This window comes from Streptosporangium brasiliense, assembly GCF_030811595.1.
Classification (GTDB): Bacteria; Actinomycetota; Actinomycetes; order Streptosporangiales; family Streptosporangiaceae; genus Streptosporangium; species Streptosporangium brasiliense.
Genome location: NZ_JAUSRB010000002.1, coordinates 2,918,692 through 2,936,919 on the forward strand (window position 1 = coordinate 2,918,692; position 18,228 = coordinate 2,936,919).

The 18,228-nt window shown below is 72.8% G+C and carries 12 protein-coding genes; 6 read left to right on the forward strand and 6 right to left on the reverse strand.

Annotated elements, in window-relative coordinates; translation table 11 throughout:
* Positions 1–227: 227 nt before the first annotated feature.
* The 3 genes from J2S55_RS22210 to qcrB all read left to right on the forward strand — a co-directional run bounded on the left by J2S55_RS22210 (position 228) and on the right by qcrB (position 9,007).
* Positions 228–3,383, forward strand: a complete 3,156-nt coding sequence (locus tag J2S55_RS22210) for an ATP-dependent helicase (protein WP_306864235.1) — start codon at positions 228–230, stop codon at positions 3,381–3,383.
* 112 nt (positions 3,384–3,495) lie between these two features.
* Positions 3,496–7,188, forward strand: coding sequence for an ATP-dependent helicase (locus J2S55_RS22215; protein ID WP_306864238.1), 3,693 nt, complete (start codon positions 3,496–3,498; stop codon positions 7,186–7,188).
* A gap of 196 nt (positions 7,189–7,384) precedes the next feature.
* Positions 7,385–9,007, forward strand: coding sequence for a cytochrome bc1 complex cytochrome b subunit (gene qcrB / locus J2S55_RS22220; RefSeq protein ID WP_306864241.1), 1,623 nt, complete (start codon positions 7,385–7,387; stop codon positions 9,005–9,007).
* A gap of 63 nt (positions 9,008–9,070) precedes the next feature.
* Here qcrB and J2S55_RS22225 read toward each other — a convergent pair whose 3' ends face one another.
* A complete protein-coding gene (locus J2S55_RS22225) occupies positions 9,071–9,757 on the reverse strand; it encodes a TetR/AcrR family transcriptional regulator (protein ID WP_306864244.1) in 687 nt (228 codons plus the stop codon).
* Between the two features lie 76 nt (positions 9,758–9,833).
* On the opposite strand from J2S55_RS22225, the gene J2S55_RS22230 reads away from it, so the two are divergent.
* Positions 9,834–10,280, forward strand: a complete 447-nt coding sequence (locus J2S55_RS22230) for a VOC family protein (protein ID WP_306864247.1) — start codon at positions 9,834–9,836, stop codon at positions 10,278–10,280.
* Positions 10,277–11,305, forward strand: coding sequence for an aldo/keto reductase (locus J2S55_RS22235; RefSeq protein ID WP_306864250.1), 1,029 nt, complete (start codon positions 10,277–10,279; stop codon positions 11,303–11,305). The genes J2S55_RS22230 and J2S55_RS22235 overlap by 4 nt, the downstream gene beginning before the upstream one ends.
* 26 nt (positions 11,306–11,331) lie before the next feature.
* On the opposite strand, the gene J2S55_RS22240 is transcribed toward J2S55_RS22235, so the two are convergent.
* Genes J2S55_RS22240 through J2S55_RS22255 form a run of 4 tightly spaced genes read right to left on the reverse strand, consistent with a single transcriptional unit; the run spans position 11,332 to position 16,755 of the window.
* Positions 11,332–12,402 carry an alanine racemase gene (locus J2S55_RS22240; RefSeq protein ID WP_306864253.1) on the reverse strand — a complete coding sequence of 357 codons (1,071 nt, stop codon included), beginning with the start codon at positions 12,400–12,402 and terminating at the stop codon, positions 11,332–11,334.
* Positions 12,399–13,958: an IucA/IucC family protein gene (locus tag J2S55_RS22245; protein WP_306864256.1), complete on the reverse strand. Its 1,560-nt coding sequence runs from the start codon at positions 13,956–13,958 to the stop codon at positions 12,399–12,401. Before J2S55_RS22245 ends, J2S55_RS22240 begins: the two co-directional genes overlap by 4 nt.
* Positions 13,955–15,595: an IucA/IucC family protein gene (locus J2S55_RS22250; protein WP_306864258.1), complete on the reverse strand. Its 1,641-nt coding sequence runs from the start codon at positions 15,593–15,595 to the stop codon at positions 13,955–13,957. The genes J2S55_RS22245 and J2S55_RS22250 overlap by 4 nt, the downstream gene beginning before the upstream one ends.
* Positions 15,592–16,755: an ATP-grasp domain-containing protein gene (locus tag J2S55_RS22255; protein WP_306864261.1), complete on the reverse strand. Its 1,164-nt coding sequence runs from the start codon at positions 16,753–16,755 to the stop codon at positions 15,592–15,594. The genes J2S55_RS22250 and J2S55_RS22255 overlap by 4 nt, the downstream gene beginning before the upstream one ends.
* A gap of 186 nt (positions 16,756–16,941) precedes the next feature.
* Here J2S55_RS22255 and nudC point away from each other — a divergent pair, with 186 nt between their 5' ends.
* Complete coding sequence (gene nudC, locus J2S55_RS22260) at positions 16,942–17,919, forward strand: NAD(+) diphosphatase (RefSeq protein WP_306864264.1); 978 nt, start codon at positions 16,942–16,944, stop codon at positions 17,917–17,919.
* On the opposite strand, the gene J2S55_RS22265 is transcribed toward nudC, so the two are convergent.
* Positions 17,920–18,156: a mycoredoxin gene (locus J2S55_RS22265; RefSeq protein WP_306864267.1), complete on the reverse strand. Its 237-nt coding sequence runs from the start codon at positions 18,154–18,156 to the stop codon at positions 17,920–17,922.
* Positions 18,157–18,228 lie beyond the last annotated feature (72 nt).

Here is an 18,228-nt window from a genome sequence, read left to right on the forward strand (position 1 = left end):
GGCGCCACACGCGCCCCTGTGCCGGTCTGAGCAGGGCATACGCCTCCGACGACCAAGAAAGGCGGCCCGGACGGCCCGGCCGTCCGGCTGATCGGATCGACGTTCCGCCATGCCGCGCACCCGGAGTCGGCACGATCATCGCCCGAGATCTGGTGGAATGGCGAGTTGTGAGTGGCCGGGGCTGGCGTTTGGTGCGTCGTGAGGGTGCGGGGAGAGCTGTTGCCCCCGTGCTCGACGAGCATCAGCGGGCGGTGGTGGCCCATGGGAGCGGCCCGCTGCTCGTGCTCGCCGGGCCCGGCACCGGCAAGACCACCACGATCGTGGAGACCGTGGTGGACCGGATCGAGCGCCGCGGCGTGGATCCCGAGCGGGTGCTCGTCCTCACCTTCAGCCGCAAGGCCGCCGAGGAACTGCGCGAACGTATCACCGGCCGGATGCGCCGCACCACCCGGACCCCCCTCGCCCTCACCTTCCACAGCTACGCCTACGCGCTGCTCCGCCGCGAGGCCGTGCTCGCCGGGGGCGTGCCGCCCCGCCTGCTGACCGGTCCCGAGCAGCTCCTGGAGATCCGCCGCCTGCTCCACGGCGAGCTGGAGGACGGCGCCCCGCACTGGCCGGACGACATGCGCGAGGCGCTCAAGACCCGTGGTTTCGCCCAGGAGCTGCGTGACTTCCTGGCCCGTGCCGCCGAGCGGGGTCTTGACGGCGACGAGCTGGTCGAGCTGGGCCGCCGGCACGGCCGCCCCGACTGGGTGGCCGCCGGACGGTTCGCCGACCGCTACCAGTCCAGGTTCGACCTGGACATGGAGCCGGTGCTCGACTACTCCGACCTGATCCGCACCGCCGGCGGCCTGCTCACCGACCCCGAGGTGCGGCTGCGCGAGCGCGCCGCCTACGACGTCGTCTTCGTGGACGAATACCAGGACACCGATCCGGCCCAGGAGTTCCTGCTCCAGCAGCTGGCGGGGGAGGGCCGCGACCTCGTCGCGGTCGGCGACCCCGACCAGTCGATCTACGGCTTCCGCGGCGCCGACGTGCGCGGGATCATGCGCTTCCCGGAGAGTTTCCCCACGGCCGACGGCGAGAACGCGCCCGTCATCGCCCTGCGTGTGTGCCGCCGCAGCGGCCCCGAGCTCCTGAGGGCCTCCCGCCGCGTCGCCGCGCGCCTGCCCGCGACCCCGGGCGGCGCCGCCCACCGCGACCTGCGCGCGCTGCCGGAGGCCGAGCCCGGCGACGTCCGGGTGGTGGTGACCGACGGGGCCACGCAGGAGGCCGCGGTCGTGGCCGACACGCTGCGCCGGGCGCACCTGCTGGACGGGGTCCCCTGGTCGCGGATGGCGGTGCTGGTCCGCTCGGCCACGCGCCAGGTGCCGCTGCTGCGCCGCGCCCTGGTCACGGCCGGGGTGCCGGTCGTCGTGGGCGGTGGTGCGCTGCCGCTGTTCCAGGAGCCGGGCGTGCGGCCGCTGATCAGGCTCATCCAGGTCGCCCTCCATCCGGAGACCCTCGACGAGGGGGTGGCCGAGGAGCTGCTGACCGGCGCGCTCGGCGGCACCGACATGATCGGGGTGCGCCGCCTGCGCCGGGCCCTGCGGATCGCCGAGCACGAGGCGCTGACGGACCCCGACGGACGCGACCTGGTGGACCACTCCGGCGAGCGCGACGCCGCCGAGCCGCGCTCGTCGGGTGAGCTGCTGGTCGCGGCCCTGAAGGACGTGCGGGAGCTGGTCCGGGTGGAGCCGCACGTGGCGCTGCCCGCCGAACGGCTCGCCCGGCTCATCTCCGGCGCCGCCGAGGCCGTACGGCAGGGCGGCACCGCCGAAGACGTCCTCTGGACCGTCTGGCAGGCCACCGGGCTGGCCGAGAAGTGGACCGAGACGAGCGTCGCGGGCGGTTTCCGGGGCACCATGGCCGACCGCGACCTCGACGCGGTGGTGGCGCTGTTCGACCACGCGGCCAGGTTCGTCGACCGGCTGCCGCACGCGGGCGTCGAGGTGTTCGTCGAGGACCTGGTCGCCCAGGAGATCCCCGGCGACTCCCTCGCCGCGCGCGCCCCCGACACCGAGTCGGTGCGGATCCTGACCGCGCACCGCGCCAAGGGCCTGGAGTGGGACGTCGTGGTCGTCGCCGGCGTGCAGGAGGGGGCCTGGCCGGACCTGCGGCTGCGCGGGTCCATCCTGAGCACCGACGACATGGTCGCCAGGGCGGAGGGATCGGAGCACGAGAACCCGGCCGCCGTCTCCGCCGCGCTGGCCTCCCAGCTCCTGGCCGAGGAGCGCCGGCTGTTCTACGTGGCGGCGACCAGGGCCAGGCACAGGCTCATCGTCACCGCCGTGGGCGGCGACGACAGCGAGGAGCGGCCCTCCCGGTTCCTCGGCGAGCTGGTGCCCGGAGCGGCCGAGGAGACGGTCGTCGACGAGCGCTCCCGCTGGCTGAGCATGTCCGCCCTGGTGGCGGACCTGCGTTCGGCCGTCTCCGACCCGACCCGGCCCACCCCGCTGCGCAGGGCCGCCGCCGGGCACCTGGCCAGGCTCGCCACCGCCGGGGTGCCCGGCGCCCACCCCAACGAGTGGTACGCCCTCACCCCGATCTCCGACGACCGCCCGCTGAGCTGGCCCGACGACATCGTGCGCGTCTCACCCTCGGCGGTGGAGAACTTCACCAAGTGCGGCCTGCGCTGGCTGCTGGAGACCTCCGTGGGGGCGAGCGGCACCGACGCGGCGCGGGGCCTGGGCACGGTCATCCACGCGCTGGCCGTGCTCGCCGCGACGGGCATGCCCGCCGAGGACACCCTCGGCAAGCGCCTGGACGAGGTCTGGCACGAGCTCGACTTCGGCGGCGTCTGGTACAACCGCAAGCAGCGCCAGGTCGCCGAGCAGATGATCTCCAAGTTCGTCCGCTGGCACCAGGAGAACCCCCGCGAGCTGGTCGGGCTGGAAGAGGCGTTCACGGCCATGGTCTCCGAGGGCGTGCAGATCAAGGGGCGGGTGGACCGGGTCGAACGCGACGCCGAGGGCCGGGCCGTGATCATCGACATCAAGACCGGCAAGAACGGGCCGAAGGACGCCGAGATCGAGCGCCACCCCCAGCTCGGGGTCTACCAGCTCGCCGCGCTGCTGGGCGCCTTCCAGCGGCACGGGATGACCGAGCCCGGCGGTGCGGCCCTGGTCCAGGTGGGCGACGCCGCGGGCAAGAAGGACGCCAAGGAGCAGGCCCAGCGGGCCCTGTCGGAGGACGCCGACCCCGGCTGGGCGCGCGACATGGTCGACACCGTGGCGCTCGGCATGTCCGGGCCGTTCTTCCAGGCCAAGGTCAACGACGGATGCCGCACCTGCGCGGTGCGGGCGAGCTGCCCGGTCAGCAAGAACGGGGACCAGGTGTGCTGAGCCGGTGCCGCGGCCGGCGGGTGCCGCACCTGCGCGGTGCGGGCGAGCTGCCCGGTCAGCGAGAACGGAGATCAGGCGTGCCGAGCCGTACCCCCCGCCGCGAGGACGTCCCGTGCTGAGCCCGAGCCTGCTCGCCGCCAAGCTGGGCATCCTCCCCCCCACCCCCGAGCAGGCCGAGGTGATCGAGGCCGGCCTCGGACCGATGGTCGTGGTCGCCGGGGCGGGGTCCGGCAAGAGCGAGACCATGGCCGGGCGGGTCGTCTGGCTGGTGGCCAACGGCCTGGTCCGCCCCGAACAGGTGCTCGGCCTGACCTTCACCAGGAAGGCCGCCGGCGAGCTGGCCCACCGCGTCCGCGAGCGGCTCAACGGCCTGGTCACCGCCGAGCAGGTCCCCGCCGAGCTGCTGGAGGGCGAGCCGACCATCTCGACCTACCACGCCTACGCGGCCAGGCTGGTCACCGACCACGCCCTGCGCGAGGCGCTGGAGCCGACCATGCGCCTGGTCAGCCCGGCCGTCTCCTGGCAGTTGGCCGGGCGGGTGGTCAGCGCCTACGACGGGCCCATGGAGCAGATCGAGTGGGGCCCGGCCACCGTCACCCGGGCGGTGCTGGAGCTGGCCGGGGAGATGGCCGAGCACCTGCGCGGCCCGCAGGACGTGCGGGAGATCGGCGCCTGGCTCACCGAGCGCTACGGCGAGCTGCCCGGCTCGCCCACCCTGCCCCAGCGCCGGCCGCTGGCCACGCAGCGAGCCAGGGAGCAGCTCCTGCCCCTGGTCGAGGCGTACGGCCGGCTCAAGCGGGGCCGCGAGGTCGTCGACCACGGCGACCAGATGGCGCTGGCCGCCCGGATCGCCGCCAGGCACGCCGAGGTCGGCGAGATCGAGCGGGGCCGCTTCGCCGTCGTCCTCCTCGACGAATACCAGGACACCAGCCACGCCCAGCTCGTCCTGCTCCGCTCGCTGTTCGGCGGCGGCCATCCGGTGACCGCCGTGGGCGACCCCTGCCAGTCCATCTACGGCTGGCGCGGCGCCTCGGCGGGCAACCTCACCCGATTCCCCCGTGACTTCACGACGGCCTCGGGGGAGCCCGCCCCGGTCCGCCGCCTGTCGGTCAGCTTCCGCAACGGCGACGCCGTACTGGACGTCGCGGCCCGGGTGCAGCTCCCGCTCCGGATGGAGGCGCGGGAGGTGCCGGTGCTGGTGCCCGGCGGCAACCGGGTCGAGCGCGGCCGGGTGGTGTGCGCCTTCCACGAGACCGCCGACGACGAGGCGGCGTGGATCGCCGACGGCGTCGCCAGGCTGCTCGGCAGCGAGAGCGCCCCCGACGGCCTGCCCTGGGGCGAGGGCGAGCGCAAGAAGGCCAAGCAGAGCGCGTGGGGCGGCCCGCAGTGCCTGCAGCCGCACGACGTGGCGGTGCTGGCCCGCAAACGGTCGCAGTTCCCCGCGCTGCGCCGGGCCTTGGAGGAGCGGGGGATCCCGGTCGAGGTGGTCGGCCTGGGCGGCCTGCTGACCGTGCCGGAGGTCGCCGACATCGTCTCCACTCTGCGCGTGCTCTACGACCCGACCGCGGGCGACGCGCTGGTCCGGCTGCTGTCCGGCCCCCGGTGGCGGATCGGCCCGGCCGACCTGAAGGAGCTGGGCGAGCGGGCGCGCGAACTGAACCGGGAGACCCGGGAGGGCGGATCGGCGGTGGCCGACCCGCTGGACCAGGTCGTGGCGGACCTGGCCGAGGAGCGCGGCAGCCTGGTCGACGCCCTCGACGAGCTGCCCGACCGCCCCGAATGGCAGGACCTGTTCTCGCCCCTGGCCCGGGTGCGGCTGCTCGCCATGGCGCAGGAGCTGCGGATCCTGCGCGCCCACACCGGCCAGCCGCTCCCCGATCTGATCATCGAGATCGAGCGCAGGCTCGGCCTGGACATCGAGGTGGCGGCACGGGGCACGGCTGTCGGCCCGTTCGCCGCCCGGGCCGACCTGGACGCCTTCCTGGACGCCGCGGCCCGGTTCGCGGGCGACTCCGAGGACCCGACGCTGGGCGCGTTCCTGGCCTTCCTGAAGGCGGCCGACGAGGAGGAGAACGGCCTGGACGCCGGGCGGGTGGGGGAGAGCAACAGCGTCAAGCTGATGACCATCCACGCCTCCAAGGGCCTGGAGTGGCCGGTCGTCGTGCTCCCGGGGCTGTCCCAGGCGCTGTCCAAGGCGGGCACCCTGACCGTCGGCACGATGTTCCCGGCCCGCCCGACGACCAGTCCCAAGTGGACGGACAACCCGCGCAAGCTGCCCTACCCGCTCCGCGGCGACGCCTCCGACCTGCCAGGGCTGGCCGGGCTGAGCAAGGAGGAGCTGGCCGAGTTCGACGAGCGCTGCCGTGACCGCGACCTGCTGGAGGAGCGCCGCCTGGCCTACGTGGCCGTCACCCGCGCCCACTACCTCCTGATCGCCTCCGGCTACCGCTGGGGCAGCGCGGCCAAGCCCCTGGAGCCCTCCGACTTCCTGGTGGAGATCCGCGAGACCTGTGGCCGCGTCGCCGCCTGGGCGCCCGAGGCCGCCGAGGGCGCCACCAACCCCCTCCTCGCCGAGCCGGCCGAGGCCACCTGGCCCGTCACCCCCGAAGGTCTGCGCTACGGCGCCGTCCTCGACGGCGCCACCATGGTCGAGGAGGCCCTCGCGGCCCTCACCGGAGCCGGGCCGCTCCCTCCCGCCGGCCGGAGCGGCCCGGCCGGCTCCGGCGCGGACGGCGCGGACATTCCCTTCCCCGAGGCCCCGCGGGACGGTGAGGGCATCCCCTTCCCGGGGGCTCCGGACGGCGAGGAGGTTCCTTTCCCTGAGGCCCCGCAGGACGAGGAGGATCTCTTCCTGGAGGACCCGGACTTCCTGGACTTCCCGGAGGTCCCCGACTTCTCCGGGGACGCGGGGCACTTCTCCGGCGCCCCGGCGGACCTCCCCGGAGCCGTGCTGGGTGAGGGGCCCGCCGCCCAGGCGGGGCGGGGTGCCCCGGCCGGCCCCGGGCGTGGGGGTGAGGGGCCCCCGGAGCGCGGAGGCGTGTCCGGGAGCGGGCCCGAGCCGGAGCCTCAGGGGGAGCGCGCCACTGCCTTCGCGGAGCTGCGCGGCTGGGACAGGGAGCGGGCGAAGGCGTGGGAGCGCGACACCGAGCTCCTGCTCCGGGAGCGGGCCGTGAACCGGCGGCGCGGTGGCGGGCAGGTGGAGCTGCCCACCCATCTGAGCGTCTCGGAACTGGTCACCCTGGCCGCCGACGCCAAGGCCCTGGCCCGGGAGATCCGCCGCCCGGTGCCCAGGAAACCCACCCCGCTGGCCCGCCGGGGCACTTCCTTCCACCGCTGGCTGGAGTCCCGGTGGGGCCAGCAGCGCCTGCTCGACGAGCTCGAACTGCCCGGCTCCTCCGACGGCTTCGAGGAGACCGACCTCCAGCTCGACGAGCTGCGCGACCGGTTCGAGGAGAGCGAGTGGGCCGGCCGGGAGCCGCTGGACGTCGAGATCCCCTTCGAGACGATGATCGCCGACCGGCTGGTCCGGGGCCGGATGGACGCGGTGTTCGAGACCCCCGACGGCGGCTACGAGGTCGTCGACTGGAAGACCGGCCGGCCTCCCAAGGGCAAGAAGGCCGCGGCCGCGGCGGCGGTACAGCTCGCCGCCTACCGCCTGGCCTGGTCCCATCTGGCCGAGGTCCCCCTCCACCGGGTGAGCGCCGCCTTCCACTTCGTCCGTCTCAACGAGACGGTCAGGCCGGTCAACCTCCTCGACGAGCGCGGTCTGATCAGGCTCCTGGAGTCGGTCCCCGCTCTCGGCTGACCCGAGGAGACAGCGGGAAAGGGGAAGGCCCTCCTCATCGCCGGCGCTCTTGTCCTCGGTCCGGTCACCCGGCCTTTGCCTCGATCTACCCATCGCTGTGGATGATGAGAAATACCTGGTTATCCACGGCGGCCGGTCCTGGCTTCTGGGAGCGCGGCGACGCCGAGGCCGAGGTTCGTGAGGACGGAGACCACGCATGAGCAGCGGAACCGTTCCGAAGCCCATAGCGAGCATGAGCAGCTTCATCGACGACCGCACCGGGGCGGGGAACTTCCTCAAGCGCAATTTACGGAAGATCTTTCCTGACCACTGGTCGTTCCTGCTGGGCGAGATCGCGCTCTACTCGTTCGTCGTCCTGCTGCTGACCGGCACGTTCTTGACCTTCTTCTTCAGGCCCAGCATGGGCGAGGTCGTCTACGACGGCTCCTACGAGCCGCTCAAGGGCGTCATGATGTCCGAGGCGTACGCCTCGTCGCTGCACATCAGCTTCGACATCCGCGGTGGTCTGCTGATGCGGCAGATGCACCACTGGGCCGCTCTGCTGTTCGTCGCCGGGATGATGGTGCACATGCTCCGGGTGTTCTTCACCGGTGCGTACCGCAAGCCGCGTGAGTTCAACTGGCTGATCGGCGTCGGGCTGCTGACGCTGGCCCTGTTCGAGGGGCTGACCGGTTACTCGCTCCCCGACGACCTGCTCTCCGGCGCGGGTCTGCGGATCACCGAGGGTGTGATGATCTCGCTGCCGCTGGTCGGCACCTGGATCACCTTCTTCCTCTTCGGCGGCGAGTATCCCGGCCAGGATGTCGTCGCCCGGTTCTACTCGATGCACATCCTGCTCATCCCGGGCATCCTGCTGGCGCTCATCACCGCCCACCTCATGTTGATGTGGGTGCAGAAGCACACGCAGATGCCGGGCAAGGGCCGCACGAACAACAACGTGGTGGGCGCCCCGTTCTATCCGTCCTTCATGGCCAAGTCGGGCGCCTACTTCATGTTCACCTTCGGCACCATCGCGCTGCTGGGCACCTTCGCGCAGATCAACCCGATCTGGCTGTTCGGCCCCTACACGCCGGCCGACATCTCGGCGGGATCCCAGCCCGACTTCTACATGGGATTCCTGGAGGGCTCGCTCCGCCTGATGCCGTCCTGGGAGATCAACTTCCTGGGCTTCACGCTGCCGTTGAGCGTGCTGATCCCGGCGCTGGTCCCGATGGGCATCATCATGACGGGCCTGGCCCTGTATCCGTTCATCGAGCGGTGGGTCACCGGGGACCGCAGCGAGCACCACATCGCCGAGCGTCCCCGCAACAACCCGCACCGCACCTCGATCGGCATGTCGGCGGTCACCTTCTACGGCATCCTGTGGCTGCTGGGCGCCAACGACGAGATCTCCTCGTTCTTCCACGTCTCACTGAACTGGACGACCTACGTCGGCCGGGTGCTGATCTTCCTCGGCCCCGCGCTCGCCTACATGATCACCTACCGGGTCTGCCTGGGCCTGCAGCGCAACGACGCCGCGGTCATCGGGCACGGCGTGGAGTCCGGCGTCATCAAGCGTCTGCCCTCGGGTGAATACATCGAGGTCCACGTCCCGCAGAGCGAGGCCGTCGAGGCCCACGTCCGGGGCAAGACGGCGGTCCCGACCATCGAGAGAACCCAGCTCGACAGCGACGGCATCCCGCCCAAGGGGATGCGCGGCCCGCTCGGCAAGCTCCGTGCGAAGCTGAGCAGGGCCTACGGTGGCGAGAAGGTCCCGCTCGACAGCGAACACGCCCACGACGAGCACGCGGCCGTCGGCCCGGACGTCAAGGAGGACTAGGCACTGCCCTTCTGACCGGTTCCGGTCGGGGGGCGGTGGGTGGCGGCCGGTTGCCGCCTGGCCTTATCCGAACTCCTGCGCTCCGGTCACCGGGTGCGGCGGGGTTCCCGGGTGGGTGACCGGGTGGCCGTAAAGGGTGGAAGTCCACGCGTTGGTGAGGGTGTCGATGAGGATTTCCTCGTTGTCGAAGGGAGGGACTCCGGCTGCGGCGAGGTAGTAGAGCCGTTCCCCGAGCCAGGTCAGCGAGGCGGCGACGGCTCGGATGTCCACGTCGCCGAGTCGTCGGCAGGCGTTCGGGTCGGATCGGATGCGTCCCGCGGCGGCGTCGGTGAACAGGTCCATCTGTTCGAGCCACAGGGCTCGCAGGCCCTCGTCCGAGCCCCAGCTCTCCACGATCGCCATGAGAACGCCCGCGTTGGCACGCCACAGACGGGCACCGTCCCGCACGCCTGCACGGAGCGCGGCGACCGGGTCCTGCTGCCCGCCGATCCAGGGTTGTGCGGCCTGTTGTCCCTGCGCCACGGCCTCGCGCACCAGCTCGCCGAGCACGGCCTGCTTGCTGGGGAAATAGAAGTAGAAGCTGGCCCGGGAGACCTCGGCGGCAGTCAGGATGTCGGCCACGCTGAGGGCGTCGAAGCGGCGCTGCCGCAGCAGCTCGCACGTCGCGGACAAGATCCGCTCCCGTAGCTCGGCGGACCCCGGCGCCGGTCCGGATCGACGGGCAGCGCGGGCGGTGTGCTTGGAAGGCATGCGATCCAGCATAACGACGGCATGTACGGACACAGTGTATGGACATAGCGTCCATACAGTGTGTATGGTCCAAGTCATGGCACAGATAGCGATCCACTTGGTCGTCACCGACCCGGACCAGGCCGCCACCTGGTATGCCGAAGCCCTGGGTGCGCGGGAAACGGACCGCGTCACGCTTCCCGACGGCCGTACGCTGACCGTGGAGCTCCTGCTCGGCGACACCGTCCTGGCGGTAGCCGGTGAGATGCCCGCGCTGGGCATGCGTTCGCCCGCCGGTCTCGGTGGCACCTCCGCCGCCCTGCACCTGCGGGTCCCGGACGTCGATGCGGCCTGGGCGCGGGCGCTGCAGGCAGGAGCCACGGTCTTCACGCCGGTGCACGACGCCTTCTGGGGTGACCGCACCGGCCAGCTGCTGGATCCGTTCGGGCACCGCTGGGCACTGGACGAGCACGTGCGGGACGTGCCGCACGATGAGATCGTCTCCCGGGCCGCGGAACTGTTCAGCGGGTCGGCGACAGCATGAGATATCGCACCTTGGGCACGAGCGGGCTGCGCGTCTCCGACCTGATCCTGGGCGCGATGACTTTCGGCGAGCAGGGCGGGGTCGGCGCGCCACTGCCGGAGTGCCGGCGGATGCTGGACCTCTACGCCGAGGCCGGTGGCAACGTGATCGACACCGCGATCAACTACCGCGACGGAGCCAGCGAGCAGATCCTCGGCGAGCTGTTGAAAGGCCGGAGAGAGTCGTTCGTGCTCGGCACGAAGTACACCGTGTCCCGCGACCGCGCCGACCCCAACGCCGCCGGGAACCACCGTAAGAACCTGCGGGCGTCGCTGGAGACCAGCCTGCGTCGGCTGCGCACGGACTACGTGGACCTGTACTGGGTGCACATGTGGGACCGTGACACGCCGATCGAGGAGACCATGCGCGCGCTGGACGACGCGGTCCAGGCAGGCAAGGTGCTGTACGTGGGGATCTCCGACGCCCCCGCGTGGGTCGTGGCCCGCGCCAACACACTGGCGCAGTGGCACGGCTGGAGCCCGTTCATCGGCCTGCAGGTCCCCTACAGCCTGCTTCAGCGCGACATCGAGCGTGAGCTGCTGCCGATGGCCGAGTCCCTCGGGCTGGGCGTCACCGCGTGGAGCCCGCTGGCCGGCGGGGTGCTGTCCGGCAAATACACCCGCGCGGACGGGCCCGTGGCCGGTAGCCGGCTGACCGCTGACTCTGTCTCGGCTCGGGACCACGCCGTCGCCCGAGTCGTGCAGGAGGTCGCCGACGACCTCGGTGCCACGCCTTCACAGGTAGCGATCGCCTGGACGATGAGCCGCTCCCGCGCTGTCCACCCGATCATCGGGGCACGCCGTGCCGACCAGCTCCGCGACAACCTCGGCGCCCTCGACCTCGTCCTCCCACCCGAAAGCGTCGCTCACCTGGAACAGGCCACCGACTTCACACTCGGATTCCCGGGTGACTTCATCACCCAGACCTCCCCATGGGTCTTCGGCTCGGCGCTCATCGACCCACGTCCCGCCACGACCACGCGATGACGACCGCGCACCCGGAGGCTCCGCCTTCAGCTCTCCCGGCCGGCGAGCTCGGGGGACAGATAGCGGAAGCCGGGTTCCGGGTGCATCAGGAAGTCGTGGTGGGAGATGTTCCAGGCGTAGGCCCCGGCCATGGTGAACTCCACGACGTCGCCGGGCGCCAGGCGGACCGGCACCCGGTGGGCCAGGACGTCCTTGGGCGTGCAGAGCTGGCCGACGATCGTGACCGGCTCGCCCGGGGGCAGCGCGGCCAGGGGCTGGGAGTGCCCCTTGGTGGCCGGGGTGCGCAGGTGGTGGGTGCCCCCGGCGACCACCGCGAACAGCTCGCCGTGGACCCGCTTGACGTCGATCACCCGGGTCACGTACCGCCCGCAGTAGACCGACAGCGCCCGTCCCGGCTCGATCCGCAGCACCTCGCCGGGGCGGCGCAGCCCCGCCAGGCCCTCGCCGTAGGAGCGCCAGTCGAACCGCGCGTCCGGGTCGGCGTACGACACCGCCATGCCGCCGCCGAGGTTGATCTCCGTGACGCCCAGCTCCCGTGCGTACTCCAGTACGGCCGCCGCCAGCTCCAGCAGCGCGGGGGCCGCCAGGCCGCTGGCCAGATGGGCGTGGACGCCGCGCAGCCGTACCGCGCTCTGGCCGGACAGCAGCGCGACGCACTCGGCGATCCCGGCCGGGTCCATGCCGAACGGCGTCGCGCCGCCGCCCATGGTCAGCGACGCCCCGGCCACGGGCACGTCGAGGTTGACCCGGAGCAGCACGTCGGCGCGGCGCCCCGAGGCGAGGAGCCGGCGCAGCTCGTTCGGGCTCTCCAGGTGGAGCCGGGTGACGTCGGCGGACAGCTCCGCGTCGGTCTTCCCCGGGCCGCCGAGGGCAACGGCGGCGCCGGGGAACAGCCCGCGCACGTGCGCCAGCTCCCCGCCGGAGGAGACCTCGAAGCCGTCCACGTGCCGGGCGAGCACCCGCAGCAGCTCCGGGTCGGGGTTGGCCTTCACCGCGTAGTACAGCTCGATGCCCGGCAGCGCGGCCCGTACGGCGGCCGCATGCCCGTCGAGCGCGCCGAGATCGTAGACGTAGGCGGGCAACTCGTCCTGGATCACGAGAGCACCGCCAGCGGGTTGGCCACCGGCACGTATCCGGCCGAGCGGTCGGCCGAGCGTGCCCACCGGACCGACAGGTTGGCCTTGGCCGGCAGCGGCGCCCCGGCCAGCAGGTCCGACAGGGGCTGCGGCCATCCCACCGAGTCGGCGTATCCGGCCAGCACCTCACCGGCCGCCGCCCACAGCTCCCGCGTGGACCCGGACCCGGCGAGGGAGGCGACGATCTCGGTGAGGTGGTTGACCATCAGGCAGTAGACCACCCGGTCCCAGCCGCCGGCCGCGTCGTAGGTGAGCGCCTCGGCCACCCGCTCCGGCAGGCCGGACAGGTCGTGGCGGCCGGCGACGAGCTTGGTGCCCTCCATGTCGCGGAAGACCGCCTCCACCGGCAGGCCGGCCGCGTCCACGCCGACCAGGACGTTCTGCAGGTGGGGCTCCAGCACCACGCCGTGGCTCAGGTAGGCGTCGAGCACCGGCAGCGCGACCCGCTCCACGTAGGCGCGCCACCAGCGCACGGGTTCGGCCGGAGGCTCACCGGGCACGGCCAGCGCGCCGCTCAGCAGGGGGGTCACCCCGGGGCGGCAGACCGACCACGGGCTCGCACGGATGATCACGCCCAGCCCCTCCAGGAGCCGGGTGCCCAGGTCGGCGGAGCGGTAACCGGGTTCGGGGAGCCAGCGGGTGCCGGGGAACCCGGCCGAGAGGTCCCGGAACACCGGCCCGAGACGCCGGGTCAGCTCGACCGCGCCCGCCAGCTCGTACCAGGAGTTCTTCCTGACGCAGTTGGTGATCCGCACGTCCAGGCTGAACTTCAGGCACCGGTCGATCAGCGGCTCGTAGACCGTGCGGACCGACGAGGTGGGGACCGCCATCCGCGAGCCCTGGCCCAGGTCGATCAGCCGCCCGTCGGCCAGCGGGGCGGCGAGCTCCGCCGCGAGCAGGTCGAGCTGCCACGGGTGCGCGGGCAGCAGCGCGTAGCCCCGCGGGGCCGTGCCGAGCCCGTCCAGCGGGCCGGTGTCGCCCCCCTCGGCCAGCACGTCGTCCCGGACCCCGAGCAGCCGGAGCGGGAAGCTCGCGTGCGCCTCGGGGGCGTAGCGCAGCCAGTCGGCGCCGCCGCGCGCCTTCGGGCTGGGATGGAACGGATGCCCCAGCACCAGCCCCTGCTCGGAGGCCAGCCACGGGTCCGCCGGCGGCGGGGCGTCCTGCCGGACCGCCAGCAGCGTGGTCATGGCGTTCCGGCTGGCCGCCACCTGCGCCGCGAACTCCTCGTTGCCCCCCTCCAGCTCCGTCTCGACGAGCCGGACGAGCAGGTCCGCGGAGAGCGGCTGCCAGCAGCCGTGCTCCAGCCGCTCAGGGGTGCCCTCGAAACGCAGCGCGAGCCCGCCGTGCGTCCGCGCCCGCAGCAGGGTGCCGGCCACGCGCAGCAGCACGTACGGCTCGGCGTGCCAGACCTGTCCGCGAGGTCCGGCCACCTCCCTGACGCAGCAGCGCAGCAGGGCCGCCAGCGACGCCTCCTCGGCGACGGCGGCTGGAGAGAAATCGAGTGCGAGGCTGGTCATCGCGTCCTTCGCATGATCAGGGTCTGGATGGCCTGAGGGGGCTGACGCAGGTAGTTGGGGCCGCTGGTGCCGTAGAACTTGTTCACATCGCGTGCCCCGGTGCGTGCCTTGTCCACCAGGGTCCCGGCGGTGACCATCGATTTGCCGACGAGCCGGGCGGCGTCGAGGGTTCTGGCCCGCAGCAACCTGGCCATCGGGTCGTCCCCGTGCTCGGCCAGCGCCTCCCTGAGCGCGTCGCGGACCAGCCGGGCGGCCTGCGGCGACGGCAGCGCGCCGAAGGTCACCGCCGCGGCGGCCAGGTGCAGGGTGATGGTGACGAACACGTCGGCGAGCGCGTGCGGGTCGTCGGTCAGCATCCGCCGGTCGGCGAAGTCCGGCACCGCGAGCCGTGCGGCGCGCAGCCGGTCGGGCGAGGCCAGCAGCCCGTCGTTGTCCTTGATCAGCAGTCTGGCGGGGCCGTCCCCCAGCACCAGCGAGAGATTCTGCTGGTGGGTCTCCAGCGCGGTGCCGTACCGGACGAAGAGCCGCACGTGGAAGCCGAACAGCAGCCGCAGGTATTCGGTGAGCAGGCGCGTCACGTCCCCGCCGTACCACCGCCCGGCGAGCTCCTCCACCACGAGGCCGCCGCCCGGAAGGGGGGCGGTCAGCGCGGCCACCGGGACGATCTCGCCCGCCGGCAGGCGGCGCACGAGCCAGCCCAGATACTCGTGGCCCGCGTGGCCGTAGGTCTGCTCGTCGGCCAGGAGCACCCCGGGGTCGGGCATCTCGCGCAGCAGCCGTTCGGCCCGCGCCCCGTCGGCCAGCGTGTCCGGCTTGATCGACCGCCGGTTGCGCAGCCCGAGCGTGCTGGTGGCCAGCGGCAGCTTCAGGTGCGTGTCCCGGTCGACCACGACCGTGCGCATCGACAGCGTGGGCCTGACCTCCAGGTGTGGTTCCGGCGCCATGACCGCCCACGGGATCTCCTCGACCGCCGGGACGGTCAGCGGATGCACCGGGAACAGCACGTGCGTCCCGGCCAGTTTCCGCGCCAGCCCGACCACCGGGAACTCCGGCGCGAACGGCGGCGCCGCCCCGGCCGCGCGCTCCCCGGGCACGGCGGCCCAGCGCAGCCCGAAGACGGGCGCGAACTCCGGCGCGTAGGCCGTCAGCTCCTCGTCCGACAGCCCGGCCCGGCAGCGTGCCGTCGGGTAGACCGGATGGTCGACGGAGGCCGCCAGCGCCTCGTAGCGCACGGTGCCGGACCGCCCGAGGGACCGCGCGGCGGCCGGGAGGCCCTGGCCGAGCCGGGCGAACACCTCGTCGCGGCGGGCGTCGTGGAGGTCGAGGGCGCGCAGCGCCTCGTGGCACTCCTGGACGAACGCCTCGACCCCGGCGGCGTCGGCCGGGGCGGAGATCTCCCGCAGGGTGCGCAGGACCTCCTCCAGGCGGAGCGCCTCCTCCGGGGCCACCACGAAGTCCTGGAACAGCGACCCCGGCGTCAGCCGTACCCTGCGGCCCCCGGGCAGCAGCAGCGCGACGCCGTCCCTGCTCCGGGTCACCCGCCCGGCCAGGCCGCCGTAGTTCTCGCGCAGCAGCGCGTCCAGGACGCGGGCGGCCAGGTACGGCTCCCGCCCGCCCGCGGCCGGTCCGCCGATCATGCGATCACCCACGGGCTCCCGGCGGTGAACGCCGCGACGGCCGCGTCCACACTGGCCCGGTCGGGACCGATCGCGCGGACGATCCCCAGGTAGTCGCGGTTGGTGTTGCTCAGCTCGATCCGCTCGCCCACGGCGCGCAGCGGCCGGTGCCAGAGCCTGACCCGGTCGCCGGCGGCGGGCACGACCGTGCCCGGAGCGGCCACCACGGTCCCCGGCCGGTCGGCCACCAGGCTCAGCGCGGTCCCGTGCGCCCCGGAGGCCCCCGAGGCCGGGCCCTCCAGCCCCGATCCCAGGTGGAGGGCGAGGACGCGCTCGAACAGCGGGATGCCCAACAGGCCGGCGACGAGGAAGTCGCAGTGGTCGCCGATCACCCGGTAGTTGACCTCGACGATCCGCGGCCCGGCGGGCGTCATGACGTATTCGGTGTGGCAGGCCCCGAAGCCCACCCCCAGCGCCTCCAGCGCCCGCAGCACGTGGTCCCGCCCGGGCGGGGGCTCCCAGTCGAGCCGCTCCTCCACGAAGTGCGGCGGGGGTCCGAGGGTGGTCCGGAAGCCGCCGAGCACCTCGACGCTCCGCCCGTCGCCGAGCGTCTCCAGGGTGTGCAGGGGGCCGTCGAGATACTCCTCCACGACCAGCGCCTCGCCCGGCCGCCGGTCCCGGATCGCCCGCACGGCCGCCGCGAGCTCGCCGGCGTCCTCCGCCAGCACCACGTCCTCGCTGGCCACGCCCTCGCGCGGCTTGACCACGGCGGGGAAGGGCACCTCCGGCGGGACCGGGTCGCCCGGTGCCAGCCGTACGGAGCGGACGGTCTCGACCCCGGCCGCCGCCAGTCGGCGCCGGGTGAGCGCCTTGTTCTTGGTGGCGACGCAGGCCCGCCAGTCCTTGCCGGGCAGGCCGAAGTAGGCGGCGGCGAGGGCGGTCTCCGCCTGGATGTGGTCGGAATTGGAGAAAACCGCGTCCGGAGCGTGATGGTGCGCGATGATGTCGATCACCGCTCGCGCGTCGCGGACGTCGCAGCGGAGCACCTCGGTCCCCGTGTCCAGATGGTGCTCCGGCCGGTCGGTCAGGATCGTGACGTCGCAGCCCAGGGCGCGTGCCGCCGGGAGGAACCCGTCCGTGACCGAGTCGGTCGGTTTGAGCGCGGTGAGGTACAGCCGCAATGCAGGGACCCCCGGTATCAGGTAAGCCTAACCTAACTCGCTGTATCTTAGCCGGGCAGAGATCATCGCGCTGCCGTCCTCGCGTATTCGGTCTCGTCCAGATGGTCCGGCGAGATCGGGGGGAGCCCGGAAACCGGCTCTGTTCTGCGGCGTAAGATGTCCACTCGGTCTGGGAGGCGGGACGACGTGGAGATCACGACACAAGAGGGATTGTTGGGGCCGCTGCTGCTCGCACGCAGCGCCATCGACCGTTCGGCGGCGCTCCGCGGTGACGCCGAATGGTTCGAGCGGACGTGGACGGACGGCGCGAGCCGGGTCGTGGTCGTCGACGACGGGCAGGCGCTGATCCGGCGGAACGGAGACGGGGCGGCCCTGGTGCTGCTGCCCACCGCCGACGCACCCGAGGGCGAGCGCTACCTGCTCGGCGTGGACGCCGAGGGCATCGCCTACTTCGCCGTGTCGGCCCCGCTGACGGGCGTCGCCCATGACGACTCCTTCAACCGGATCGTCGCCCCGCTCGCCCCGTCGGCGCTGCGGGAGGGAGAGCCCGTCGCCGCCGGGCTCCGCCAGGTGGGCCCGCTCCTGGGCGACCTGGACGCCGGGCTCCTGGTCTACGCCGTCGCGCTGGAGGCATGGCACTCCAGCCACGAGTTCTGCCCGAGATGCGGCAGCCGCACCGAGGTGCGGGCGGGCGGGCACGTGCGGGTCTGCCTCCAGGACGGCAGCCAGCACTTCCCCCGGGTCGACCCGGCGGTGATCATGCTGGTCCACGACGACGCCGACCGGTGCCTGCTGGCCCGGGGGCCGCAGTGGCCCGAGGGGCGGCTGTCGGTGCTCGCCGGGTTCGTCGAGCCGGGCGAGTCGCTGGAGCACGCCGTGGCCCGTGAGGTGATCGAGGAGGTCGGCGTGCGGGTCGTCGACCCCCGTTACCTGGGCAGCCAGCCCTGGCCGTTCCCGCGCAGCCTGATGCTGGGCTTCTTCGCGCGGGCCGTCTCGACCGAGCTCGTCCTCGACCTCGAAGAGATCGCCGAGGCCCGCTGGTTCAGCCGGGCCGAGCTGCTGGCCGCTCTGGAGAGCGGTGAGGTGCGCCTGCCGTCAGAGGTCTCGATCGCCCGCAGGCTGATCGAGACCTGGTACGGCGGGCCGTTGACCGGAGACTGGTGATCAGACCCGCAGACGGGCCTTGACCTCGATCACCGAGGGGTTGGTCACGGCCGTGCCGTCGTCGAACAGCACGGTCGGGACGGTCTGGTTGCCGTTGTTGACACTCATGACGAACTGCGCGGCGTCCGGGTTGCGCTCGATGTCGATCTCCTTGTAGGAGATGCCCTCGCGAGTGAGCTGGGTCTTCAGCCGCTTGCAGGGGCCGCACCAGGTGGTGGTGTAAACAGTCAGCGCCATTTCGTGAAAATCCCCTCATGTGATGTTCGGCGCTCATGGCAACAAAGCGAGAGCCGTTCATCTTCCCGCCGG